Source organism: Armatimonadota bacterium, assembly GCA_039679645.1.
Lineage (GTDB): Bacteria > Armatimonadota > UBA5829 > UBA5829 > UBA5829 > UBA5829.
The window spans coordinates 82593-107394 of record JBDKUO010000005.1 but is presented as its reverse complement, the minus strand read 5'-3'; the positions used below and the strand labels follow the sequence as shown (position 1 = coordinate 107394).

Genomic DNA, 24802 nt, shown 5'->3' with positions numbered 1-24802 from the left:
AGAGGGTGTCTCAAAAATCGAAAATCGAACAGAATTAGCGTTATCGGCAGGTCTCAGATGTCATTACACTTCTGGGAAGCCCTTTCCTGCTAATCCTCACTTCGTGAGTTTCTTGACGATTTGAATTTTTGTGATCATGAGACAGCCTCTAAAATCCCGAACCATCAAAATTGCAAACTCTGATCCATATCACGCAATAAACCCTTGCCCAACTCCCTCGAATATGCTATCGTTGCATAGCAACCAGCTTCGGAGTATTAGCAGCGTATGGATTGGAATGCAAAATGGATATGGGCGAGGTCGCATTCGAAGACGCCCAACTTTTATATGTACGCGCGCAAAAAGATAGAGGTGGCATCCGTATCGGATGCCGTTGCCTGTGTGTCGTGCTCCACTGAGTATAAACTTTACGTCAACGGCCGTTATGTGGGCCGTGGACCCAGCCCCTGCCATCCCTCGTTTCAATATTATGACTCCTACGATATCAGAAGCTATATCCGCCACGGCGGGAACGTGATAGGCGTGCTTTGCTACAATTACGGCGTCGGCACGCACAGCAGGCCCGAACTTCCCGGCGGCCTGCTGGCTCAGGTGGAGATCACAAACGGCGGCGGCAAGACCATCACTGCAACCGACGGGACCTGGCGTGTTATCCCCGCATCCGAATGGGACAGCAGCTCCGAGCAGATGTATTGGACAATCGGTTTTCAGGAGATATACGACTCCCGCAAGAAGCCCGTCGGCTGGAATGTGGTGGGTTTTGATGACTCGAGCTGGCAGGAGCCGGAGGTGATCGGCGAGGTAGGTGTCGAGCCGTGGCTGGAGATGGTCCCGAGGCAGATACCCGCACTGCGTGAGCAGGAGATATTCCCCGAAAAAGTGATCGAGAGCGGCACTTTTATCTGCAGTGATGACCAAACTCAGGACGTCGCTACCCGTATGTACAGCGAAAAGACCAGCCGGCAGAGAGGCATGGTCGTCCGTGAGAGCAATCTGCTGACCAGGGGTAATGGCGTCGCAGAGATATCTCCGGGCAGGGATGCGTATGTAGTCCTGGATTTCGGCAGAGAGGTTGTCGGGTTTCCTACTATCAGTGTGGCCGACGGTGGCAGTGGGATCATAGATATCGGCTACAGCGAGGCCCTGGATGATAATGGCCGTGTCTACCCGACCAGGCAGGACATATTGCAGGCCGACCGGCTGATCCTGCATGGCGGCAGGCAGGAATGGGAGACCTTCGGGCGGCGAGCTTTCAGATACATGCAGCTTTCGTTCAGAGATTTGGATCGACCGGTAAAGCTGGACAGTGTATCGATCAAGCGGGTAGGGTATCCTGTCGAGCAGGTGTCGTCATTTGAGTGCTCTGACGATCTATTAAACAGAATATGGCAGACAGGCGTCTACACTCTCAGCATCTGTATGCAGGATCAGTTTGAGGACTGCCCGCTGCGCGAGCACGGCCAGTACCCGGGTGATGTCCGCGTGGAAGCGCTGATGAACTACTACTGCTTCAATGACAGCAGGCTGGTGGCTAAGGCGCTGTGGCAGTTTGTGCAGTGCCAGCGTGAGGATGGCCTCTTTAACGCCTTGTGGCCGTCGAGCACCAATCATATATTGCCGGACTACAACCTGGTCTGGGTGCTTATACTGCACGATTACTATCTGTATACGGGCGATGCTGATCTTGTGGCTCGGCTGTATGAGAATATGCGATTGCTGATGGAGGACTGGCTGCGGTCGCAGGAGAGCGAGCGCGGTCTGCTCACCTGGGAACCGAACCCGGATGTGCCCAATCACGAGTGGTGGCTCTTTATCGATCATATGCCTCTTGATAAGCACGGCGAGGTGGCGGCGTATAACGCGTTTTACTACCAGGCTCTGCGGGATGCATCTAAGCTGGCCGCGGCGGTCGGCAGGAATGATGACGCGGTCCTCTGGCACAGGAGAGCCGAGCAGGTGCGCGATGCGTTTAACGAGCGGTTCTGGAGTGATGAGCTGGGCGCATATGTCGATTGTAATGTAAACGGCAAAATGAGCGAGACAGTCAGTGTGCAGACCAATACTCTGGCTGTAATATTCGGTCTTGCCGACACGCGCAAGTGCAAACGCATCGCCAAGGTGTTTCGGGAATTTATTCCCGAAACGGACGCAGGTACCGGGAATGAATTCCAGATACACCAAAAGCCGGTGGTTCACAGCTCCGGCCCTTACTTCGATTTCTATGTCCTGCAGGCCATGGTAAAGCTGGGAATGACAACCGAGGCGTTGGAGCGCATACGGTCCTGTTGGGGAGAGATGCTGGGTCGAGGAGCGACTACCTGGTGGGAGACTTTCGAACCGAACTGGCCGGTGGACAAAATCTGTCCGAACAGCCTCTGCCATGCATGGTCGGGTGCGCCTACGTATTTCCTGCCTGCTGAGATTCTGGGCGTGAAGCCGTCCATGCCTGAGTCGGATGTGGTAGTGATCCATCCAAGGGTAGGTGACTTGCAGTGGGCAAAGGGCCATATCAAGACCGCTAAGAGTCAAGTAGAGGTCGAGTGGCGCAGCGAGCCGGGTCATTTTCAGATAGATATCGATGCTCCCAGCGGTTATATCGCCGCGCTGCCGGTCGGTGGGTTTATAGATCCTGTTATAGAAGAGTTTGATCTGAGCCCCGAGACGCCCGAGCGCAGAGCCAGAAAGACATACGGCTGGGGCAATGTGATCTGGCGGTCTGGTGAAGAGCATGACCCGTATCTGGACTGGCTGGTAACCCAAGAGGCTGAGCCGTCGGAGAGCTACAAAAAGAAAGACCGCTGCTCTGCCGTCGATGACTATGTATGGGTCAGGGAGGGGAGCTATACCCATGTGCGATACGATATTCACGAGGCGTAGTATCTATCACACGATCTGCAATTTCACTTCTCCATCTTTCCTTTGGCGGAGAGTCAAGGTAGCCGAGGTGCAATAGTGCAGTTGGCTCACATGTGGCGACAAATACGAAAATTGCTGCACTACTACAAGGTCAGATGAATTTCGTGAAATTACGACGGCGTATAAATTATTGCTGACCTTTTCGAGAGAACATATTCCTGTCGCTATAACAAAGTCATCGACCGCAAGCCCCTGGGGAATCAATCCAGAAGCGGAAATCTTTACTCCGTCGTGGTCACCGCTATCAACTGCTGCCGAACCATCCGATATGACGAAGTAGCCTGAGTTCGTATTGATGTAAGTCACCTTGCCGACGGTGCGCACCAGCAAGCCAATGTTGTTCAGACTCGTGCTATTCACAACCCCCTTCTGAGCGTAGCCTGTGCCGGAACCCCCGGCAGGCAGGTAATCATTCCCGCCCAAGCAGATATTTGTTAAGCAATACGGCGTAATGACCGCAGTGGGAGGATCGGTTTCAGTAACGCTTGTCGCCTCGATATACCGCTCGTCATTACTCGAATCCGTGTCTATGGAACCAACAACGACTTCTACCTCATCGCCGGTGGTAAGCCCGTGGCTGGCTTTTTGGACACGAATTCCGAAAAGCCTCTTATCCCTTTCCTCGAAGTAAAAGTTGTTCGAGTCCAGCACGTGCGTGACGATCCCGTTGACTATAGTGACCTCGGTGTCGTCGGCGTATTTTTTGATGTTCTTGTTTGCCGAGAAGACTGAATACACCCGATGCACAACATCGCTTGCAAGATAGCCATCGGGCGGAGTTGCATCCCGATAGGTCCTGAAGTTCAAGACGCAGTCGTGATCAATGTGGAGTGTTCCGTCACCGTTAGCATCGAGTGTCACTGCGGGAGAAGCGGGGGTCGGCGTCCAGCCGCTATAGTGGACGCGGGAATTGCCAGCGGGAAGATCGAAGTCGATGTCGAACTCGTCCTGGTGTGCTGCACTTGGATAGTCATTGGTTCCAAGCGGGAGTGGGCAGCGATCATTGTTGTTGATCTTCAGGAACGAGAATGCGACAAGTTTCCAGTACTGGCTATTACTTGCCCTATACAATGTCTCGGTTGTGACACCCTGTAGCCCCTTGTATTCTACCTCTGCCGCAGTCGGGAAGTTAATTATGCGATATGTACTAAGGAGATTTGGGTCACTATCTTCAAACCAGGTGTCATACACGAGTAGTTTCAGCGGTTGCCCCTCTTCTTCCTTGTATCCAAATACAGGAAATGCGTGCTGGGTCCCTTGAATTTCGTGCTTTGTTGAGGTAAGCAAGGTAAGAATTGCTATAACAGGTCGTCCAGCATCAATCTCATCAATGATGTTCTGCGGCCACACACCGGTGTCAGGATCGGAGGAAACGTAGCCGCGGATAACACGTGTGTAATAATCACTTACATCGTGATAGGCGTCCTGACCATTCCCAGCCGTGCTTGTCTCACACCAGTAACCCCCCCGTAGTCGGCTACGTACTGGGCTAGACCATATGTCATATCGAGTTTTTCATTCGGATAGACGTTCGGATAGGGCCAGGTATACGGCTTCCATTTGAGAACTGCTGTGTTCTGGAGATTGTCCTGAAACACAGTCCAAGACGAACCTTCGCCTTTGTGACGGTAATAATAAACGCTGGCACCCATGTAGTCCGCAACGCAATTCCACGGAGTGTGCTCATACCATTGAAAGCCGCCTGTTTTTTTATACCACCTATCGTCGCCATTACCCCACCAATACTGACCGCTGAGATTAAGAGAAATGTAGTCGTATACGTGTTCATCTGAGGCACTTATATCACATTCGGAGGGATACATCTGCATGGTATCACCCTCTTCAGGCTCAAGAAATGATCCGTTGTCGTGAGGGTAACCACCAGTCGGAGCCAAAGCGCCAGGCCACAGATTCGGAAAGCCTGAATTGTCGTAGTAACCTACGATCATTGCCCCTGTCGTTGGAGCACATCCGAATGACCACAGGTATCTTGGAAATGTAGGCAAATACTTGTAACCTGAGGGAATGTCGGCCGTGGGAGGGATAGATGGTCCGGCAAGCATTGAAAATCCCAATTTCTCACCCGGCTCGGAATCTACATCGGCCATCAACAAACCAGACGCGCATAACACAAGTGCAACGATAAGCGTTAACCCCAGCAAATGCTTTCTCCGGATGCGCGTATGTAGTTGTCCAAAAAGGCACAGTAATGCTGTGCCTAATCCTGCCAATGAAGTGGGTTCCGGCACTGTGGTAACCAGTATGTGGGGACTTTCTAAACCGTATGGATTGTTGATTCCAGCTATTTCTATTGGGGCCTGTCCGAACAGATCCCCTGATAAGCTTTCCATAAGCAACCATCCGACGTAATCATGACCGGAAGGTGATGGGACGATGGTCGGACCAAACGTATCAAATAGAGTCTGATCGACTCCAAAACTACTCGGAGACCAGTTTGTCTCACCGATCTGGCTGCTCCAGTCGAAGTCCGATAGTTCTGGAATCTGTGTGTCCGCGCCAGGCATTACGGAACCCGCGTAGTCTACAACGCCATCGGGTGCCCAAGCTGTAGCCAAATAAAGGCTGTAGTATATGGTTGCATCTGGGGGTAATTGCGAATACTCTTGGAAGTCGAACATGATGTAGCTGTAGTACATCATGTTTGTGGCTGCATCCCGTCCCACCCGAAGCACTGCTGGGTCTATTTGGAAGTCATAATTGCCAACTGGTTCACCATTCACAAATTCTCCGTAGTGATCTGCCTGAACAGCAAGAGTGGCCGTTCTAACAGGCAACTTGTAGGTGGCTGCCCCGACACAGATCGGCAATATGAGTAGTATCATGCCTATGAAGCATATTACAAACGATTTTCTTGCATCCATTGTATCTCTCCGTTCCAATTGTCCATGGATTAACACAATTAGGCTCAGCATTCATCCCACTATACCCACAAGTCCGAGCCAAAAAACGCATGCATGCAGAGCTTTTAGGTTTTCCTGTCTGTGCTAACTTTCTTGTTATGTTCGCCTACTAATTGCGGTATATCTTTCGCAATATAGAGACGGAGGGTCGTGACATGACAAAGAACTTTTTTACCGGTATGCTTGCCGGAGTGGTGATAGGTGCTGTCGGCGCGCTTATGCTTGCGCCCATGGAGGGGACAAAGGCTCGAAGTGTGATAAAGGAAGCGGCGCATTCGACAGGCACTAAAGTAAGAAGCGCAGCCACTAGAGTGGGGCAGAAGACTCACAAGAAAATGGGTGCAATCAAACAAGCGATGTAATTGATTTTAGTTTGGAAAGAACGCACGGCAGGTAAAAGAGTGCTACACGGGCCAATGTGATCCAACAAATCGACTGCCAGGGTCGGGCATGGCGGCATTTACGGGGAAACCGACAAGATGTATACGCCGTGGCACATTGGCCGAATCGATGCAAGTCCAGCGGTTCTTGACGTTGTAACGCGCAGGATCGGCAGCTCTTTCGCGGGTGACATTCTCCGCATACTGGCATCACATAAAGGCTGCCTTGAATCATTCTGGCAGTCGATCAGCCTCTCGTTTGAAACCAACCACATTCAATACGCTGCAGCCCGACTTCGTAATGGCATAGATATGGGTATTTCGCCCTGCGCGGATCATCTGTCGTATCTTGCAGGCAGATACAGCCGCGAGCAGGCCAGGCAGATCAAATATGTAGTGGAAGTGTTTTATGTTTTGGAACCGGTTTTTGCCATCCTTGCTACGCTTGCTCAGCGCTGGATCGCGCGGCAATTCTGTTTCGATACTCCTGCAAGCGATCATGTCAGTCATTGCGATGATTCGGACATACCGATGTGCCTGGGTGAAATAGATTTCCAAAGCATTGAAGCGCCGCATTTGTTTTACAGTGCGCTGGCTAAGTGGCCGGATTATGCTGCCATGGTGAGAAACGAGATCGAAAATACTTGCGACTTTGCAGAGCACGCGAGTCTGGCAGTGCGTGAGGCGCAGTCTTTGTCTGAGGACATTACTTTGAGCGCGCCGGAGTCTGCATATTGTATTGATAAGGGTGTGATGACTCGGTCAATAGAGCAATCTTCTGAGATGTCGGCAAAAGTCATGGTCACTGCAACAATGTTGAGAAAGGGATTTTTAATACATGAGGGGGGCGAGAGGGAAAAGAGGCGCTAGAGGAGAGCTGGGCGCATCATCGAATCCGACAACGCTCATATTGCGCGGGACCCTCATGCCGCGTCTCTTTTGCGATTGGATCACACGTCGCAGCCTGCTTCATCTATCTCAGCGTAATCTATGGGGTCGTTGACGACGCAAGACCAAGGTCGGCTGTCAATATAGTGTACAAAAAGAGAGGCTTCGTCGGTTAGCCAGCGAAGCCCGGAGGGAAGGAGGAAAAGATGGTTGTTTGTGCCACTATAGTTGTGCCATGATTTATCGGGCATCCACACAACTTTTTTGCAGGAGTTTTACTTGTGGTCGATTAAGCTGTTTGCATGCCGGCGCATAAGGAGAAATCAATGAATGATGTAGTACTGATCGGTTCGCAGTCAATGGGTTCGCCTGATGAAAAGCTTGGCCATCTGCTGCTGGGCAATTTTCTCAGGATATTGGGTGACCGTGAAGAACTGCCGAAGTATATAGTATTGTGGAACAGCGGCGTTAAGAATGCTGTCAGCAACTCTGATACTCTCGATTATCTTAAGACGCTTCAGAACCGTGGGGTCGAGATAATATCATGCCGCACTTGCGTGGAATATTTCGGCCTTGATGACGATATGGCTGTCGGGATTGTTGACGGCATGGCTCGGATTATCGAAATTCTAACCAAGCATCAGGTGCTTACTATTTAGCTTTTTATTGATCAGGGGCGATATCTGATCGCATCCGCGTGCAGAGCCAGTATCCTTATTCTCCCCACTGCGCCCGAAATCGCTGAAAAGCTTCGCACCAGGCCATGTTTTCAGGCGGTTTGCACTCAAGCATAATACTCGCTTCGCAGCCCGATTCTCTATATGCCGCAGCGAACCAATGCCAGTTGATGCCGCCTTCACCTGGAAATTTGTGCTGGTCGCCGGTCCCGTCGTTGTCGTGCAGGTGAGTCTCAACGGCATATGGCAGCAGCGCTTCGGCAAACTCTTCAAAATGGCCCGACATGTTGGCATGCCCGCTGTCAAAGCATATTGAGATGGAATCTTTGTCGATACCATCTAGGAGTGCAAAAAGCTCATCTGGAGTGTGTCCCAAATATCCCGGAGTAAGGTTTTCCAGGGCGATCACGACGTCCGTCTCATTTGCCACCGCCGCGACTTCCCGCAGCACTCCTCGCGCCCTGTCGAAGTGCCGACTTCTGCTGTCGGAAAAAGAGTCGCTTGCATGAGCGATTACTATATCAGCATCCAAAAAACTAGCCAGCTCAATCGATTCAATCAAGCCGTCCACTCCTCGCTCATGGACTTCGTCATCGGGGCTTGAGATGTCATAAGCTCGACCAAAAGGGGAATGTATCGAATGAACCCTTATCCCTGACGCGGACAGAGCAGATACCAACCTTTGAAGCTCGGCGCCGTCGCGATGGTCAAAGTAATCTTTGTATTCGACACTCATTTCAATCGCAGTTACACCTTGATCCGCCAGCAAAGGAATTGCTTCGATCAGGCTCTGTGCGCCTGGGCATCGTGCCGGACATACTATCTCCAACTCCAACTCCAATCTATTTTAAGGTATCGGCAAATGAAATAATAGAATAGAGTTAGACCAATGGAGTCATTCTTCCTCTGTGATGTAAATTTTAGTGGAAGATGGTCTTGAAATCCAGCCTCGCGACAGTTCTGCCTTCATCGGTGTCAATCGTGGTGTCGTAGTCCGACTTCTTTTGGGTCGAGAGTGATATATAGTGGTTTTCGTCCAGCTTGTGGTTATATTTTATCTTATAGACGCCTGTGCTTGCGCCTTCAGCGCCCACCACATCGCATATACCGTAATACATTTCGATGTCGGCGTTGTTACTGAGCTTACCTGAGAAGCCCATGCCCATCACATGCGCCCACTTGTTGGTGGTGTTATTGATCTGCGTCGTGTAATCGGCGGTTATATTGAGCCTGTCGCTGAGTGAATGATTGACTTTATATACGTTCTCCGCGATGGTCGTGATGGTGCCGCTTGAGTTGGTCGCCGCGAGCTGGTCTTTGTATGTGAAGCTTGTATTCTTGTTCAGCCGTAAGTCTGCGCTGTAGCTGCGTTTGTCAACAGAAGTGGTGGCGGATGTAATTACGTTCTGCCTGAGCATCTTTATGTGCACAGGCTTCTGCTTGTCTGCATCGGACTCGTATTTGATTATTCGAGAGTTGTTATACAGGCCGGTGTTACGATTGACCTTGTCCGAGTTGTCGATCATAAATGTTCCGTTGCCGATTACACCGGTCTGCAGTTTGAATGCGTTGTCACACGCTGTCTGGCTGCCTTTGAGGTTCGTAGTGTTCATCCCCGTTCCAACGGTGACATCGTTGAGGAATAAAAACCGCCTGGCAATAAGGCCGTTGAGAGCCATTCGGCGGTCTTTCTGCAGATCGTTAACGCCGCTGCCTGCGTTTGAGATATTAGCCGAGACGCTTAGGTCTCTGCTGACCGTCCAGTCAAATCCTAATGTGCCCGCGATGTTGTTGTCATTGGAGTCTCTGGTAATGTGCGCAATCTTCGTTACCAACGCCATGTTGCCGGTAACTTTTTTGCTCATCCCCAGCGAGCGGGTATTGACGAAGTCCCCGTTGCCGTAGTCTACATCTATTATGTCCATCATATACGACAATTTGCCGCTGTCGGGTGCATACTTCAAAGACAGGCGGTTCTGGTTTCGGTTGATACCGCTGGTGTGGTTCACCGAATCGTATATGTATGAGTCTATGTTAAGAGCCTTTGTTGCCTGGAAGTTTATCGAGTAATCGGACCATCTGTAGCCGCTGTCGCCATCGACCATATCTGCCCTGTCGACCGTCGAGAGGTCGGATATTCTGTCAAAGTCGGGATCGATATCCTGATGGTTTGCATGCACTTTGAGAGTGGTGCTCTTGAAATCGAGACTCTGCTTGGATATGGACGCGCCGTCGTTATCTTTGATATTTACGCCGTTGAGAGCCAGTTCACCGAACCCGAGCTTGAGCGTGCCGCCTGCGCCTGAGCGGGACATGCCGTATTCGTTGCCGAAGTTGCTCACTTCTATGGGTTGAAGGCTGCTTAGTTTTCCGAACTTTTTATCTATGTCGTGATGGTTGAGATAGAGGCTGAACTGCTTGCCTTTCATGGTTATTGCGCCCCGGCTCAGGTCGCCTTTTGTCGAATCCAGGTCGAGATATGAAAGCCACGTGCTTACTCCGCCTGCGGCGACTTCGAGCGAATAATTGGCGCGGTCCAAACCCGTCTCACTGTTGATTTTTGACTTGTCCGTGCCGGTGATGCTGTTTGTCTGCACCATCGGGTCAAACTGTCTGCGCGCCGTGAGAGCCATCTGCGTGCGCTCCTGATCGTTCAGAGCCGTGATTTGGGTAAATTTGGGGTCTATGTCGCGCACATCGGCGTGGACTTTCACATTACCGATGTCAAGATTAGCTGAATTTTGTGTAAGTGTACCGTTCGCGCTGTCGATCTGGGTCATGTTGAGATCGCTTGTAAACGCCGATGACGGCCCCGCGCCGTATTGCATACCGTATTGAGTGCGTCTTGTCCCGATCTCGGCGGCCATCTGTGCCCTGTCGGATTCCTTGAGATCGTTGAACCGGCTGAAGTCGTTGCCCACATCACGCGTGCTGTATGTGAAGCCTAAAGCGCCGGTTTTATAGCCGAACATCCAGTTTGTGATATAGTCGTTTGCATCGTCTATCCGGTTGAACAAGAAGTTCAGGCCGGACGTCGGCATCTGCCCGGCAATGCTCATTCGCTTGATGCCTTTTTCTTTCTGGAGCTGGTTGAGCGTGTCGTCGGCTGCGGCTTTGGATGTGCGCATAGACTCGAAGCCGTTGAAATCCTTGTCGATATCCTGGAACCCGAGTGTGACCTTGGCGCCGCCCAGTCCGATATCCGCGTTTTGCAGCATCAGGCTGCCGCTGCCGGTTTTGCCGGATTTGACGTCTGAGAGTTGGCTGTCAAAGACCGATACCTTTTTGCTCTCGGCTGCGGTGGAACCGGCCATATATACCACGCTTGATAGTGTGGATGACGAGCCGAAACGCAGCACCGAGCTGAGCCCGTACGTGTTAACGCCCTGCTTCGATGCTCCGCTTAATGCTAATTCCGCGTTCACCGAAACAGCAGCCCCTGCCAGCAAAATCACTATTAGGATTGTGTATGCAATCCTTCTCATTCCTTCTCCAACCCTGACGCTATTCTAAAACCTTGCGCTCACGATGTTGATCACTGCTCGCGAATCTCGATTTTTTCGCATTTCGGCCTGCATTTTTGCCTGCTGCATCCACTCGTGAATTTTCTCGTTATTGAACACAGGAGCGGCTGCCACCTTGATTACAACCGGCTGCTCGTTAACCGGTTCGGCATTCGCGGCCGTTTCGGCGGCAGCCGCCGTTTGTGTCGCCATAGCATCCGTCTCTTGCGCGTCTGCATCGATTTCGTGCTTGTGATCCTGTGCGATCACTCGAGCATTACCGGTGTGTGAAGTGGGCGATTTTGCAGGACGGGCGGCGACAATAATGCTGTGTTTGATAGTATGCCTTTTCGTATAATGACGGACCTGCTTGCCCGTTAGCCGGACTTGAGCAGGTTCACTCGATTGTGACTCGGCGATTGTAGTCGATTTCGGCTGAGGCTGAGTTTTTTCGGCGATTGCCTGAGCGGGTCTGGGTATTTGACGCGCGGCCTGCATTTTAACCGGTTCATGCGGCGCGCCGATAAGAATAGCCAGCGCAGCGCAGCCTGCAAGTGCGACACCTGCTGCCCAGCGCAGTCCGGCGGGTGACGCACAGCTTTTCAGCCGATCAATAAGGCTCAACCGGTCTGATATCTTCGTAAGTGGCTGAGCATTCCGCTCCTCATCCGCGACAGCCCGCAGAATCCTCTCACGAAGCCCAAGCGGCGGTTCGAGCATTTCTGCCTGCCCGGCCGTGTCGATCAGCTTTTTCATTGCCGCCAGCTCTCGTCTGCATTCGTCACACCCTGCAAGGTGAGCCTCCACCAGCTCCAGATTATGCTCGTCGAGTGTGCCGTCCAGATAAAACCCCAACTTTTCGCGAATGCCTTCGCACTCCATCGCCGTCAACCTCATCAAGTGTTTTTTCGTTACAATAAGTTGGACAACGCCAATGCGAAAAAGTAACAGCTATTTTTGATGCGATTGAACCCGTATTATGCGCTTCCCGCATAATACAGGTCTCCGAGAGCATTATTCACGCTCCTCGTGAATAATGCGGGTGAAATGCTGAAAGTGGAAAGCAGCCTCTTCCGGGCTTTCCACTTTCCACTTTCAGCTATCTTTATCTAATCGGGATAAATCCCGCCAATATGCTTATATTGGACTATTGCATGCCTGCGACTCTGGCGTGTCCGGGTACGCATACGTCGTCACGGGCTTCGGAGAGCCTGGTAAGCATGGAGATGCCATGTAGGCCAGCAAGCCCGACCAATATATACAGTATGCGAGTCACAACGATTCCGGCTGTCGAATAGCCGAATATCGCGGTAACCAGGTTGAATCCGAATACGCCTATAAGCAGCCAGTTGATTGCGCCGACAACCATTAAGACCAGCGCCGTTATGCTTAAGGTTCTCATTTTTCAACACTCCCTGACGTCGGCGTTGTGCTTTTTCGCCTGAACGCCATTATAATTATCCCCATATTCACACATACGACTAACATTTTGCAGGACGTTGGGGTGTCGTAACGTTGTAATTCCGAATGTGGCAGGTGGATATCTCCGGGGCGGCGGCTGTCATACAACTGTCAACTGATTGCGAGAGTCTGATTGCGAGAGTCTTGACAGAAGCTTTGAGGTAAGAGTATAACAAGATCAGGCTGCAAGTCCGCTTTGCCGCTTATATCCGGCGCCAAAAACCGTCTGTCCGACCGGTTTGGAGTGATTTTTGAGTTGTATGGAAATTGACCAAAATGAGAAAGCATGATGTAGCGATCATCGGGGCCGGTCCTGCGGGAATAATGGCATCTATTACCGCTGCCCACAACGGAAAGCGCGTTGTCTTGATAGAAAAGAACCCTCAGATTGGCAGGAAGCTTCTGTCGACCGGCAACGGACGCTGCAATTTGACCAATAAGGACATAACAGTTGATCGATATCATGGCGCCGCCCCGACATTTATCGAGACAGTAATCAACCAGTTTGATCAATATGCGACCATGGATTTCTTTCAGGATTTAGGGCTGGTTCTAAAAGAAGAGGACAGTGGCAGAATTTTCCCCCGGACTAACCAGGCGTCGAGCGTCGTGGACGTTCTGCAACAAAGTCTCGTGCGCAGCAGAGTCGATGTCCTGTGTGATTCGCAGGTCGCGGAAATCGAGAGATCAGCCGTGTGGAAGATATCCTTAACCAACGGCAAACAATTTGAGTCTGACGAAGTGGTAATAGCGACCGGTGGGAGGGCTGCTCATCACCTGGGTTCCACCGGTGACGGACTGCACTGGGCTAAGAAACTGGGGCACTCGCTCACCTCGACTTATGCTGCCCTCGTCCCTGTCGAGACAGTTGAGATATGGCCGAAGGATGTTCAGGGTGTCAAAGTAGAAGCCTGCGTTTGGGCAACGTCCGGCAACAAAACTATCAGCGAAAGCTCGGGGGATCTTTTATTTACCAGTTATGGAGTTTCAGGCCCTACCGTTATGGCTCAAGCGGGGGTTATCGCTCCATTGCTCAAAACGTCTCAGGTAATGCTTCATATCGATTTGTTCCCGGATATGACGGAAGATCACCTGGACCAAATCGTCTTGCATGTTTTTCAAAACGGCGGTAAAAGAGCGGTCAAGGATTCTCTGGTAGGGCTCCTGCCCGGTAGAATGATCCCCGTTATTCTTAGATTCGCGGGAATTGGCGAACTCGAGCGGTCCGGAGACATTTCAAAGCGCAAGCGGCTGGATGTTGTCAGAAATATAAAGGACATCACTCTGACTGTCTCAAAACTTCGTCCTCTTAAAGAGGCCCAGGTCACAGCAGGTGGGGTAAATACCGAAGAAATCGATGCTCAATCTTTACAGTCAAAGCTGGTATGCGGTTTGTATTTTGCCGGTGAAATAATAGATGTTGATGGTGATTCCGGAGGATTTAATCTGCAATGGGCCTGGTCCAGTGGGCATGTTGCCGGTATGATCATCAAGTAACTGCAAGTTCTTCCCGGCCGGGGTTGTTGCGATAGGGGAGATTTGGTCGCGATTTTACTGCCCTGCCCGCTTAATTGAGAAGCGGTCGAGCAGGAAAATCGCTGGGTTTGACGTTTATCGCAATTGTCTCCGGCCAGTGTTTTGCAATTCGGCAAGCCACCTGTCTTGACTTACGTAATGATTGCCTTGTATCATTTTGCCGTTGGAGGCATAATTATGCTGCTAAGATTATCATGCTGCCTGCTTATGACCGTGCTGAGCGTTTCTGTAAACGCACAGTCGCCGGAAGATACACTTAAGTATGGAAATGGCGCCGATTCGTCCTTGATGGACACCGCTCTTGAAGAAACTCTGCCTCCCTGGGCGGATGCCGTTGCAGCGGTTGATACCACAAACACGGGCGCAGCAGGTCCGTCTGCTTCGTTTACCGTTTACCTGGGCACAGGAGTCTATCAAAACAACCCTATGTCCGATTTCGGGGTAAATAACCCGACCGGTCCCTCGGTGGACTTCTCACGGTTATATCGTACGTGCATGGCGGCAAAAGGATTGTGTTCGCAAGGGTTCTCAGCCGGATGGACGCACAGTTATGACGACACCATAATTGCGCTGCCCAATGATGCACAGGGCAAGCTGATACTTGTGTGGTATAACGGCGCAAAAGAAGAACTGATACCACAGGTCAAGGATGGCAAGCTTACAGGCGAACTTGCAAATGCCAAGAAGCCGCCATATTTCGTGATGGGCAAATTCGGATCTGCTGCAGGCCAGTGGCAGTCACTCACGATGACATTCGCGGACGACGAAAAGTGGGTCTTCACGCCCGACTCGCACAATGCCGGTCTGTATAGACTAAGGCAGATATCCGACATTGTCGGCAAGCCTATCTCATTGTGCTATGACTCATATGGCCGGCTTGAAAAGATCACCCAGTCCGACGGCAAGCCTTTGCTGTCCATCGCATATAGCTCCAGCGGTTATGTATCGGATATCTTCTCTTACGACAATCTGGGTAAGATTTCCGGTCAGCGAAAGTATGTGTTCGGGCAGGTAGAAGGCCAGACCTGCCTGACGGCCGTGTCGCAAGAAAACAATACAAAGGCTCTGCACTGGTCATACGGATATACGCTATGTAACGGCAAGCCGTTTTTAATTTCTGTGAGCGTGCCCAACCCGAAAGGAACCGGGCTGAGCACTGCGAAAGTCGTTTACGATCCTCTGGGACGCACCCAGGCCATTATAGACGCCAACACCAACAAGCACAGCTACACATACGGCTCCGGGGAAACAAAAGTGACGGTTACTGGCCCCGGAAGCGGCGGCTAAATACCGGACCTATTAGGTCTCCTATTTGCGCACCCAGCCTATTATCTCTCCGGTCTTATCTCTCCGGTCTTATCCCTCCAGGTATCCTACCTGGAGGGTAACTCCAACCCTTCCAAATTCCATTGATCGAATGGAACGATTCTTTTTTTTCTCCGTCGAAACCCATGTTAGGAAGTTTGCCGTATCTTCTTACGTCTGATAATATCTATGCAGCAGAGGTTTAGATGGAGAGCATAACCTGTGCGCCCAACAAACCTATAACAGGATTTGCGATAGGACGCGAGATGAGCGGCTTAACGGATCAGACAGTTGTGGAGCGTGTGCTCGGCGGCGATATGGACGCCTTTTCGATACTGGTGAACAAATACCAGGACCGGATATACTCTGCTGTCCTGAACTATGTCGCAAATCGTGACGATGCCGTCGATATTACGCAGGAGACTTTTGTAAAGGCATATTCAAAGCTCACGACATTCAACTCCGGCTCCGCTTTCTACACCTGGCTGTATCGAATTGCAGTAAACGCGGCGATAGACTTTATAAGAAAACGCAAGTCCAGGCCTGCCGATTCGCTGGATGATGATAAATATACTGAAGTTGGTTTCGAGCCGGTCTCTCACGATATGTCTACCGACCCGGAGAGAGTCGTGGTCAGGTCTGAGCAGGCGCATATGCTCAGAAGCGCGATCGCAAAGCTTTCTGATAAACTGAGAATGGCGCTGGTGCTTTATGATATGGAAGGACTCTCTCAGGAAGAAGTCGCGAAAGTACTCAATGTGCCGGTGGGAACTGTCAAGTCACGGGTGTCGAGGGCGCGCACTGAACTCAAATACCTGGTGGGCAAGCAAATGGGTGAAACGTTATGAATTGCAAGAAATTCGCCGTTTTGATATCTGAATATTTGGACGATAGTCTTGCCGGGCATGTGCGTGCCGAGTTTGAAACTCATGTCAGGGAGTGCGCGAATTGCGCCGGACAGCTTGCCTCAATGAAGAGAATGACGGCAGCGTTGAGAGAGATGGGCACAAATCGAGTTCCTTTTGACTGTTGGGACGCTGTCAAAGCAAAAATCCTGGAGCAGCAGAAGGCTGCACAAAGCAGACTCCCGTGGATGCTGCGTTCGGCATATGCGGTTCCGGCCTTTGCGTTTGTGATGGTGTTGGTTTTGCTGCTTGTGCTGCCGGTTTGCATTAAAAACGACCGGTCAACCATCGATCCGGCGTCAATTCCCGAATATGCTCAATGTATTTCTGCGCATTCTCGCGCTCAGCGCCAGCAGGTTTTAGGTGATCCGCATGTGACATTTATTGCGGCTGAGATGGAGAATGCAAGCCTGACTACGGACTCAAACGCGCCATGATACACAGGAAACTGCTGGCATTTTTAATACCGATGCTCTTTGCCCCGGCGCTGGTATTTGCCGCCAATGTAAATGAGCTGCTTCAAAAGACCGAGACAGCGGAAAAGCACGTCAGCTACAGGGGCACAAAGGTCGCGACATTCCACTTCGCGGGCGGGCTAATGTCAGCCAAGTTTAAGGTTGTCCATCTTTTGCCGGATCAGACGCGCACTGAGTTCTTTACTCCAACCGCGCTTTCCGGCATTATAGTTATTCAAGACGGCCCCAAATTTTGGAAGTATTACCCGAGACACAACATATGGGAAGAATCTTCCAGCCACCTCGCAATTCCTGCCGACACAATTCATGAGGAGACCCTGCGCAATTTCGATCTTCGCCTGATCGGCACGGACACGGTTGCCGGCCGGCCCACATATATTGTCTTTGCCATGCCTCATAACAGGCTCGACTCGGCGCGCAGGGTCTGGATCGATAAAGACTGCTATCTGATAATGCGTTCTCAGATAGAAAGTCCGCACGGCAGTGTAGTCAACTCTTCCAGGTTCACGAGCATCCAGATCAATCCATCAGACATATCTTCTTCGGCATTCAAAGTGACCGGCAAGGTAAGGCAGGCGCGCAAGACCGTCGACAGGCGTTTCAATGTAATCAAGCCCACATATCTGCCAAAAGGTTACAAACTGATCGGCATTTCCAGAATGTCAGTCAATGGGTATTGCTCGGCTCATCTGCAGTTTTCAAATGGGGCAAGCGTGATCTCGATGTTTCAACGCAAAGCCGGCAAAGATGCAGCCATATCGCCCGTTAAGAGCAAAGTCACCAATGTTTTGACATGGGCGCATAACGGCATTCGGTTTATGCTCATGGGCGATGTCCCCACATCCGAACTCCGCAAGATTGCTACTTCTACTAAGTGATTCAATTTATCCTACCAACGGGTATCCTCTCTGAGCGCTCCTGTGATTGAATGACCGGCATATTATGCTTTATCCGAGCATGCAGCGCTTTTGGAGGACTGGATATGTCAAGATTATTCATGATCATCGCAGGTATCCTCTGTATTTGTGGTTGCGGTGGTGGTGGAGGTGGGGGAAACTCGAACGCGTTTATCGTGCAGATACAATCTCAGAGAGTCTCTCCTAAAACACGCAGCATCAAGTCGGGCGACAGCGTGCAGTGGGTAAACACCGATACTAATCCTCACCAGGTCGTAAGCGGTACTCTGGACAAAGTGCCGAATCCGGTCACACTCTCGGAGATCGTAATCCGGCCCGACAACACTTTTCAACCGAGCACGCTTGAGGGCAACTTCGGTGACACAGTCGTGTGGCGCAACGCAACGGGTTCCGACTTTACCATGGATATTCTGGATGACTCGGGCACCGTAGCGGCAACGCTCACCTTCACCAATGGCGAGGTGAAGGGCTACTCTCAGTTTGAAACAGCGGGCAAATACACTGCTCAGAAGAGGGGAAATGTGTTCTTTTCAGGCACATTTACACTCTTCGGCATTCCCAATCCCAGCGGCACGTTTCAAAGCAACGTGCTCATCAATGGCGGCACATTCACCAGAAAGTTTACCGGAACCGGGACTCTCTCATACTATATTCTCAATCCGGAAGATGTCGACAAGAGCTTTATCACCGGCAGTATTGTTGTTCAGTGAGAGCCTATTTGTCTATCTTTTCCAGTTCGATCTTCTCGATCTTTGCGACTTTGCGCACGGAGTCGTAGTCGCTGTCTTTTGCTATAACGAACCCGTCGATCCCATAGAGGCTCATTACTGCGATCCGGCCTTCGTCGGATGATGCGACTTTCATCAAGCCGTCGCGAATCTTTTTCACCAGGCTGGGCGGCATACATCTGCGCACGCTTACAGTGTCGTTGGGGATATCGATGCTCCTGGCGATAACGTGAGTCTTTTGCATCACGTCTTTGATAGTATCGACGACCTTCTCTCTGGCGTCGCTCACCACTCCGCCGTATATCGCGCCGCCGTCCACCTGCTTGTTGTAGACAGCCATCACCACTTTATCGTGCGCGCCTGCGTAGATCACATTGGAGAAGAACTTTTCCGGGTCGTATCCGCTGGTGCGGATCAGGTGCTTGGGATATATGCTGCCGGACGTTGATACAGGGTCGCCATAGGCAAATTTCTTGCCCTTGAGGTCTGAGAGCTTATTGATGCCGGTATCCGTGCGCGCGATTATCGCGCTGAAATACTTGGTGGATTTGTTTCGGACTGTCGTCAGGATCACTTCCACGCCGTATTGGTCGTGCGCTATTACATAGGGCAGGGGAGAGAGCCAGCCTACATCGACATTACCGGCGCCCATAGCCGATATCACCGCGGCATAGCTGGTGGGTACGCTGACTTTATAGTTGAGGCCCGTCTCTTTTTTGAGCAGCTCAGCCAGTTTTTCGCCGCTGATCACGAGCTTTTTAGTGTCCAGCGATGGTACCAGAGCCATCTTGATCGGGTTTTGCGCCGAACCCAGAGGGGCGGACTTTACGGGACTTGATTTCTGCTTGCCGCATCCGCACAGCGTAATTGCTATAATCAGCAGCCATATATAATGTCGAGTCATTTTCTTCTCCAGTTTGCGTTCTGTACTTGCCGGATATCGCGCACAATTATGCGTTATCCCTAGAGGCAATTGCTCCTTGTTTTCCACTTTCCACCTTCAGCTTTCCACTTCCTTCATAAATCAACAAGGTTATTCTGTGCGCCTGGTAGAAGTATTAAGCGACCTCAAGATTATCAGGAGGGTATTATGAGACTTACATCGGTTGTTATATGCGTAATTATCGCTCTGACCGCTGCGACATGCGCTCAGTGCGCACGGACGGTGAGCGGCACGCTGCTCAGTGTTGCGGCGGATTCGAGTGCATTTGTGCTGGACACAGGAAAATATTCTCTGGCCAAGGGCGCGAAGGTCATGCGCGGCCAGGTGGGCAAGGATATGCGTGCGGTTGGGCTGCGCGATCTTGCTCAGGGCGATCATGTCGTGGCTGTGGTGAACCAGAACGGCTCCGCGGCTTCAGTCAAAGGACTATTTGGAGTCATGATCGGGACTGCTGCCGGTGTAAAGGACAACAAGCTATCGTTCGAGGACGGCCGGAGCGTTACAGTCAGGCCGGAGGCTCAGGTAATATTGGGCAACGGCAGTATAGGCAAGCCCAGCGATATAAAGCGCGGGATGCTGATCAAGTGCCGCGTGAGCCCGACAAGCTCTCAGGCATGGACTCTGTTCGCCGCGATGCCGGATAAGAAAACGGCTAAGAGTGCTCCTGCGGCTAAAGCCGCTGCTGCGAAAAAGCAGAGCAAGCCTGCGCAGGCTAAGACTAGCCTCTCCCCCGACCCCTCCGCGAAGCGGGGAGGGGTGCAGGCAAGTCCTGCCTCAAAACTCTGGACGGGACAAGGAAAGCCTGTTTCCAGAGGAGGGGTGGAGATAGTAAATCCATTCTCAAAGCAGGCGGTGAAGCAGACAGCGCCAACTGAATTATCAAAGGCCAAGCCGAAGATAAGCTCGGTGACATTCTCCGCGCCGACGCCCCTCAGAAGCGGCGACCTGCTCACTGTGGATGTGTCGGGCACACCCGGCGGCAGGGTGAGAGTCGAGATAAAAGACTTGATAAAGTCAGTCACTTTGGATGAAATGAAGCCCGGCGCGTATAGGGGCGTTGTGGAGATTCCCGCGGACAAGAGCGTTAAGGGGGCCGCGCTTGTGGCCAGGCTTAGCGTCAATGGAGTGGTTGCCGCGCCGGTACAGGCGAGCAGGCTGGTCAGCGTGGAACCAATTGTGCCGGTTTTGCCGCCTCTGCCCGCAAAGACCGCCTTGGCAAAGAATGAGCAAGTGGAAATTATTCCGGCGATGCAGCCTGCTTCGGCGCCGCAAGTGACGGTGCCGGTTGATCAGCCGAAGGAGTCTGTCGAGGCTCCGGCTCCCGAGCCTGAGCCGGAAAAGATTGTGCTTACTAACCCGCCCGACGGGGCAAGTATAAAGCGCGCCCTGCTGATAAAGGGCACAGCCGAGCCTGACGCAAAGGTGCTTGTGAACGTGACGTATTCCAACGGACTTGTCGGCCTGCTCAAGCTCAGCGGAGAGGTGACTTCGCAGATGGCTGCTGTGGATAAGGACGGAGAGTTCAAGGTCGGCCCGATTGCGCTTGAGGGTCCGCTGGCGACACAGGGTCTTGAGTTTACGATCAAGGCGTATTACCCGGATCGTGGCGATCACGGCACCGCCATAGTGAAGGTTCTAGGCGCGCGAAACTAATCATATAGAAAATACTAAATATAAAATACCAAATACTAAATACTAAATTATTGAAGGGTTGTTGAGTGAGACTGCCGAGGCCGTTTATAAAGGCATACAGACACATAAGGGAAATCTTAGCGGAATACAATGCCGACAACGGTTCGCTGGTGGCGGCAGCCGTCAGCTTTTATGTGTTTCTATCGCTGATCCCGCTTGCCCTGCTTGCCATTGCCGTGTTCGCATTCTTTCTTGGTTCCACCGCCCAGGCCGAGCAGAGAATTATGGATGTTTTAGGAGCGGGTTCCGTGGGGCCGGGCATCGGCAAGATGGTCGAGCAGGTGATCCAGGACAGGGGCGCTGCCACGGGATTTGGTCTGTTGACATTTTTGTGGTCGGGTATATCTCTGATTGTAACGCTCGAAACAGCGATGAACCATGTCTGGAACGTCGAACAGCGGCGAAGTTATCTGAAAAAGCGGTTGTTATCGATTGCCGTGCTGCTGATGCTGATAGTGCTGCTGGGCGTTTCGTTCGGCATGACCGCCGCGATTACGGCAATTCGCAGCCGCGATCTTATCCCGGAGTTTCACCTTGGCTGGTTCTGGGATACTCTCACATATCTGCTGCCGCTTGCAATCACGATCTTCACGTTCACTCTGTTTTATAAGATACTGCCGAACACGATAGTGCCATGGACATCAGCGCTTGCGGGCGGAGTGTTTGCCGGGGTTATGTGGGAGCTGGCAAAATATGCGTTCAGCTACTACGTGGCAAACTTTGCCGACTACAATCAGGTCTATGGCTCTCTTGGGGGTGTTATCCTGCTGTTGTTTTGGATATACTACTCATCCGTAATAGTAATCTACGGCGCGGAACTGGCTTCGGTTCGCGCCGGTAGATACAGAATGTTATGATGCCAGCCTGAGATCAGGCGCAGGCTTATGTTCACCGGTATATACCTTTGCTCCCATTAGGCATCCGACGGAAGGATGCAGCATACCCTTAAAGAAAGCTGTCCATTGCAACTTTCTCTTGCACACACAGCACACATCCTGGTGCCGGGAATTTTCCGATCCACACCAGAAGCACTTTACCATTTTTATCACGCTCCTCCAAAGGTGACGGACCCACAAGGGGCGCAGGCCCATCGGATGAGTTACCTGCAGAATTCGTACCAACCAGCCCATCCGTAAGCTGCATGGGTAAAATATCCTCATATATTTGTCTGCCTGCTTCCGTAACCCGATATACCCGGCGATCATAGGGTTCAAAACATGGGTGTCGGCCGTCAGTCGTCGGTTACATATGTGATAGGCTGCCTTAAGGTCGCACTTGGCGAAGATGCTGTAATTAGGTATAATCAGCCTGGTAACCAGGGGGCTGTTATGATTAATCTCGGCGGCATTGATGCGGCTGCTTTTCGATATATAAATACAGAACTGGCGTCACCGGTGATGGATAAAGTGATGCTTGACGCTACGACACTGGGTGTTGGAGTAGTACAGGCGGGTCTGAGCCTGGCATGCATAATGTGGGGATGGATTGGAGAGCGTGTCAATATTCGCCGGGCGGGTTATGCGGGCCTGACGGCATTCGCTCTTTCCGGCATTGCAGTTCAGATCGCCAAGCACTTATGGGACCGTCCGCGTCCTCTGCTTGCTATGTACGATGTCCGAGTTGTAGGCGAGTCACTCTTTGTGCACAGTTTTCCGTCAGGGCACACCACGACCGCATTTGCTGTTGCGGTGGCCATATCGATATTTCTGCCGAAGTTGAGATGGGTTTTGATACCGTTTGCTTTCATAACAGGGTTATCCAGGGTATATCTCGGCGTGCATTTTCCACTTGATGTTTTATACGGCGGACTGATCGGCACTCTCATCGGTATATGGGCGGCAGCCCTGGTTCAACGCCCATGTAGAACCCAATAGCTTTCCACTTCCCTCCCGATGCGGGAAGGGGGTATTACAGTTCAAAGGTTGCTTATGAAACGAATAGCGCCATATATTCTGCTTGCGCTCCTTTGCGCCGTGCTCTTTGCCTGGCGTGTCGGGAGCACTCCATTGATCGGTTTGGACGAAGGCCTTTATGCCGAATGCTCGCGTGAGATGCTGGCCGGCGGTGATTACATAGTGCCCACATGCAACGGCGTGCTCTTTTTGGACAAGCCGCCGCTGGTTTACTGGATGCAGGCTGCCGGTATGCGAGTATTTGGAGTGAACTCACTCGGCGCCAGGCTTCCGTCGATACTTGCTGCGCTGATTCTTGTCGGATTTATCGTATACGTGGGTTCAAAATTGTATGACCGCCGTTCGGGGATTATGGCCGGGTTTATACTGGCGAGCGCAATTCTGACATCGGCTCTGGCGCGCATGGCCGTGATGGACCAGATGTTTGCTCTGGCTATTGCGCTCTCTCTGGGAGCATTTGTGCTCTCGTATTCAGGCAAATGGGGCAGGGGAGGATATGTGCTCTTTTGGGCCGCCATGGGGATATCGACTCTGATCAAGGGACCCGCAGGGATGGTAGTTATCTGCCTGGTTGTCGGAGCATTCTTGCTGATGAGTCGGGAAAAACGCGCGGTCAGGCAGGCTGTGCCTTTGGCTGGCGTATTGATCTTTCTGGCGATATGTCTGCCATGGTATATACTCGTTCAGGCACGCACGCACGGCGCGTTTGCCGGGGAGTTCTTTATACATCAAAACCTGCAGCGCGCGATGGGTGAGGACTTCTGCCATAACCAGCCGTTTTACTTTTACCTGCCTATTTTTGTGGTGGGATTTTTTCCATGGAGTATATTTGTGCCGCTGGCATGGATGACCAGGGTGAAGCGAGCTAATGCGGATGCGTCGTTGTTTATGGCTGTCTGGATGGTTGTGGTGATCGGCGTGTTTTCACTCTCCCGCTCGAAACTGGCCTCATATATTTACCCGATGTTTCCGGCTGCGGCGATACTTGTGGGGGCGATGTGGGCTGAGGTCACCGCGTCCAAAAAACTCGGCAGTGTATACAAGTATTCATGGGTTGTGCTGGGTGTGTCGGTCTTGCTGGCGGTCGCATTTCATGCGGGGCTGAAATATCTGCCCGAGCCAATGCCTGGTCTGAGCTTTGCGCTGACTGTAATGGGTCTTGCTATTGTGATCGGATCGGCTCTTTCACTCGCAATGCTTGCTTGTAGAAAGGGCTGGGCGGCTTTTGCGGCCTTGTGCGGCGGGATGATGGTGTTTATGGGAGCGGCAGTGCTTATAGGGCTTCCCGCTGCAGCCCACAAACTGAGTACGCCTGTGGTTGAGACGGCATATCGCATTGCCGAAAACTCATCGCGGCAGGACGGCGTAGTATCCTACAGGCTCTCGCACCCTCAGCCTGCGCTGGGCTTTTACTCAGAGAGGCCGGTGCTTAGCATGAGTGATCCTGAAAAGCTCAGCAAGTCGATAAGATCAGGCGCAGTTAGTCTGGTTGTGGTTGAAAAAGAAAGCCTGAACGACCTTCCGGCGGGTGGAACAGCCGTAGGTCGTGCAGGCGAGTTTTTGCTGTACAAATGGCAATGAAATAATCAATACGCAGAATGTATAAATATATAACACACGCCTCTTAGTCTGATATATTAT

At 51.7% G+C, this 24802-nt stretch carries 21 protein-coding genes; 14 read left to right on the top strand and 7 right to left on the bottom strand.

Annotated features, from left to right (window positions below):
- Positions 1-267 precede the first annotated feature (267 nt).
- Positions 268-2877, top strand: coding sequence for a family 78 glycoside hydrolase catalytic domain (locus tag ABFD83_01170; protein ID MEN6355674.1), 2610 nt, complete (start codon positions 268-270; stop codon positions 2875-2877).
- A 6-nt stretch (positions 2878-2883) separates the two neighbouring features.
- Here the strand turns inward: ABFD83_01170 and ABFD83_01165 are convergent, their stop codons facing one another.
- Positions 2884-3987, bottom strand: coding sequence for a hypothetical protein (locus tag ABFD83_01165; protein ID MEN6355673.1), 1104 nt, complete (start codon positions 3985-3987; stop codon positions 2884-2886).
- A 335-nt stretch (positions 3988-4322) separates the two neighbouring features.
- A complete protein-coding gene (locus ABFD83_01160; protein MEN6355672.1) occupies positions 4323-5798 on the bottom strand; it encodes a PEP-CTERM sorting domain-containing protein in 1476 nt (491 codons plus the stop codon).
- Positions 5799-5992: 194 nt separating this feature from the next.
- Here ABFD83_01160 and ABFD83_01155 point away from each other — a divergent pair, with 194 nt between their 5' ends.
- From ABFD83_01155 to ABFD83_01145, 3 genes are all read left to right on the top strand, one after another.
- Positions 5993-6199 carry a YtxH domain-containing protein gene (locus ABFD83_01155; GenBank protein MEN6355671.1) on the top strand — a complete coding sequence of 69 codons (207 nt, stop codon included), beginning with the start codon at positions 5993-5995 and terminating at the stop codon, positions 6197-6199.
- A 117-nt stretch (positions 6200-6316) separates the two neighbouring features.
- Positions 6317-7087 carry a hypothetical protein gene (locus tag ABFD83_01150; protein MEN6355670.1) on the top strand — a complete coding sequence of 257 codons (771 nt, stop codon included), beginning with the start codon at positions 6317-6319 and terminating at the stop codon, positions 7085-7087.
- Between the two features lie 344 nt (positions 7088-7431).
- Entirely contained in the window at positions 7432-7764 is a 333-nt protein-coding gene (locus ABFD83_01145; GenBank protein MEN6355669.1) for a DsrE family protein, read from the top strand.
- Between the two features lie 55 nt (positions 7765-7819).
- On the opposite strand, the gene ABFD83_01140 is transcribed toward ABFD83_01145, so the two are convergent.
- The 4 genes from ABFD83_01140 to ABFD83_01125 all read right to left on the bottom strand — a co-directional run bounded on the left by ABFD83_01140 (position 7820) and on the right by ABFD83_01125 (position 12687).
- Positions 7820-8611: a sugar phosphate isomerase/epimerase family protein gene (locus ABFD83_01140; GenBank protein MEN6355668.1), complete on the bottom strand. Its 792-nt coding sequence runs from the start codon at positions 8609-8611 to the stop codon at positions 7820-7822.
- 91 nt (positions 8612-8702) lie between these two features.
- Positions 8703-11267 (bottom strand): hypothetical protein, encoded by a 2565-nt coding sequence (locus ABFD83_01135; GenBank protein MEN6355667.1) that lies wholly within the window; start codon positions 11265-11267, stop codon positions 8703-8705.
- Between the two features lie 24 nt (positions 11268-11291).
- The gene (locus ABFD83_01130; protein ID MEN6355666.1) at positions 11292-12167 is read right to left on the bottom strand and encodes a zf-HC2 domain-containing protein; all 876 of its coding nucleotides are present in this window, start codon (positions 12165-12167) and stop codon (positions 11292-11294) included.
- A 265-nt stretch (positions 12168-12432) separates the two neighbouring features.
- On the bottom strand, positions 12433-12687 hold the full coding sequence (locus tag ABFD83_01125; protein MEN6355665.1) for a DUF378 domain-containing protein: 255 nt from the start codon (positions 12685-12687) through the stop codon (positions 12433-12435).
- Positions 12688-13022: 335 nt separating this feature from the next.
- On the opposite strand from ABFD83_01125, the gene ABFD83_01120 reads away from it, so the two are divergent.
- From ABFD83_01120 to ABFD83_01095, 6 genes are all read left to right on the top strand, one after another.
- Positions 13023-14243 (top strand): NAD(P)/FAD-dependent oxidoreductase, encoded by a 1221-nt coding sequence (locus ABFD83_01120; protein MEN6355664.1) that lies wholly within the window; start codon positions 13023-13025, stop codon positions 14241-14243.
- Between the two features lie 216 nt (positions 14244-14459).
- Positions 14460-15569, top strand: coding sequence for a hypothetical protein (locus ABFD83_01115; GenBank protein MEN6355663.1), 1110 nt, complete (start codon positions 14460-14462; stop codon positions 15567-15569).
- 224 nt (positions 15570-15793) lie between these two features.
- Complete coding sequence (locus ABFD83_01110; GenBank protein MEN6355662.1) at positions 15794-16435, top strand: sigma-70 family RNA polymerase sigma factor; 642 nt, start codon at positions 15794-15796, stop codon at positions 16433-16435.
- Complete coding sequence (locus ABFD83_01105) at positions 16432-16929, top strand: zf-HC2 domain-containing protein (GenBank protein ID MEN6355661.1); 498 nt, start codon at positions 16432-16434, stop codon at positions 16927-16929. The genes ABFD83_01110 and ABFD83_01105 overlap by 4 nt, the downstream gene beginning before the upstream one ends.
- Positions 16926-17846 carry a sigma-E factor regulatory protein RseB domain-containing protein gene (locus tag ABFD83_01100; protein ID MEN6355660.1) on the top strand — a complete coding sequence of 307 codons (921 nt, stop codon included), beginning with the start codon at positions 16926-16928 and terminating at the stop codon, positions 17844-17846. The genes ABFD83_01105 and ABFD83_01100 overlap by 4 nt, the downstream gene beginning before the upstream one ends.
- Positions 17847-17950: 104 nt before the next feature.
- Positions 17951-18595: a hypothetical protein gene (locus tag ABFD83_01095; GenBank protein ID MEN6355659.1), complete on the top strand. Its 645-nt coding sequence runs from the start codon at positions 17951-17953 to the stop codon at positions 18593-18595.
- Positions 18596-18599: 4 nt separating this feature from the next.
- Here ABFD83_01095 and ABFD83_01090 read toward each other — a convergent pair whose 3' ends face one another.
- Positions 18600-19517 (bottom strand): phosphate/phosphite/phosphonate ABC transporter substrate-binding protein, encoded by a 918-nt coding sequence (locus ABFD83_01090; protein MEN6355658.1) that lies wholly within the window; start codon positions 19515-19517, stop codon positions 18600-18602.
- A 186-nt stretch (positions 19518-19703) separates the two neighbouring features.
- Between ABFD83_01090 and ABFD83_01085 the strand changes: the two genes are divergently transcribed.
- From ABFD83_01085 to ABFD83_01070, 4 genes are all read left to right on the top strand, one after another.
- Positions 19704-21209, top strand: a complete 1506-nt coding sequence (locus ABFD83_01085; protein MEN6355657.1) for a hypothetical protein — start codon at positions 19704-19706, stop codon at positions 21207-21209.
- A gap of 65 nt (positions 21210-21274) precedes the next feature.
- Positions 21275-22105, top strand: coding sequence for a YihY/virulence factor BrkB family protein (locus ABFD83_01080; protein MEN6355656.1), 831 nt, complete (start codon positions 21275-21277; stop codon positions 22103-22105).
- A gap of 360 nt (positions 22106-22465) precedes the next feature.
- Complete coding sequence (locus ABFD83_01075; GenBank protein ID MEN6355655.1) at positions 22466-23122, top strand: phosphatase PAP2 family protein; 657 nt, start codon at positions 22466-22468, stop codon at positions 23120-23122.
- A 54-nt stretch (positions 23123-23176) separates the two neighbouring features.
- Positions 23177-24742 (top strand): glycosyltransferase family 39 protein, encoded by a 1566-nt coding sequence (locus ABFD83_01070; GenBank protein MEN6355654.1) that lies wholly within the window; start codon positions 23177-23179, stop codon positions 24740-24742.
- Positions 24743-24802 lie beyond the last annotated feature (60 nt).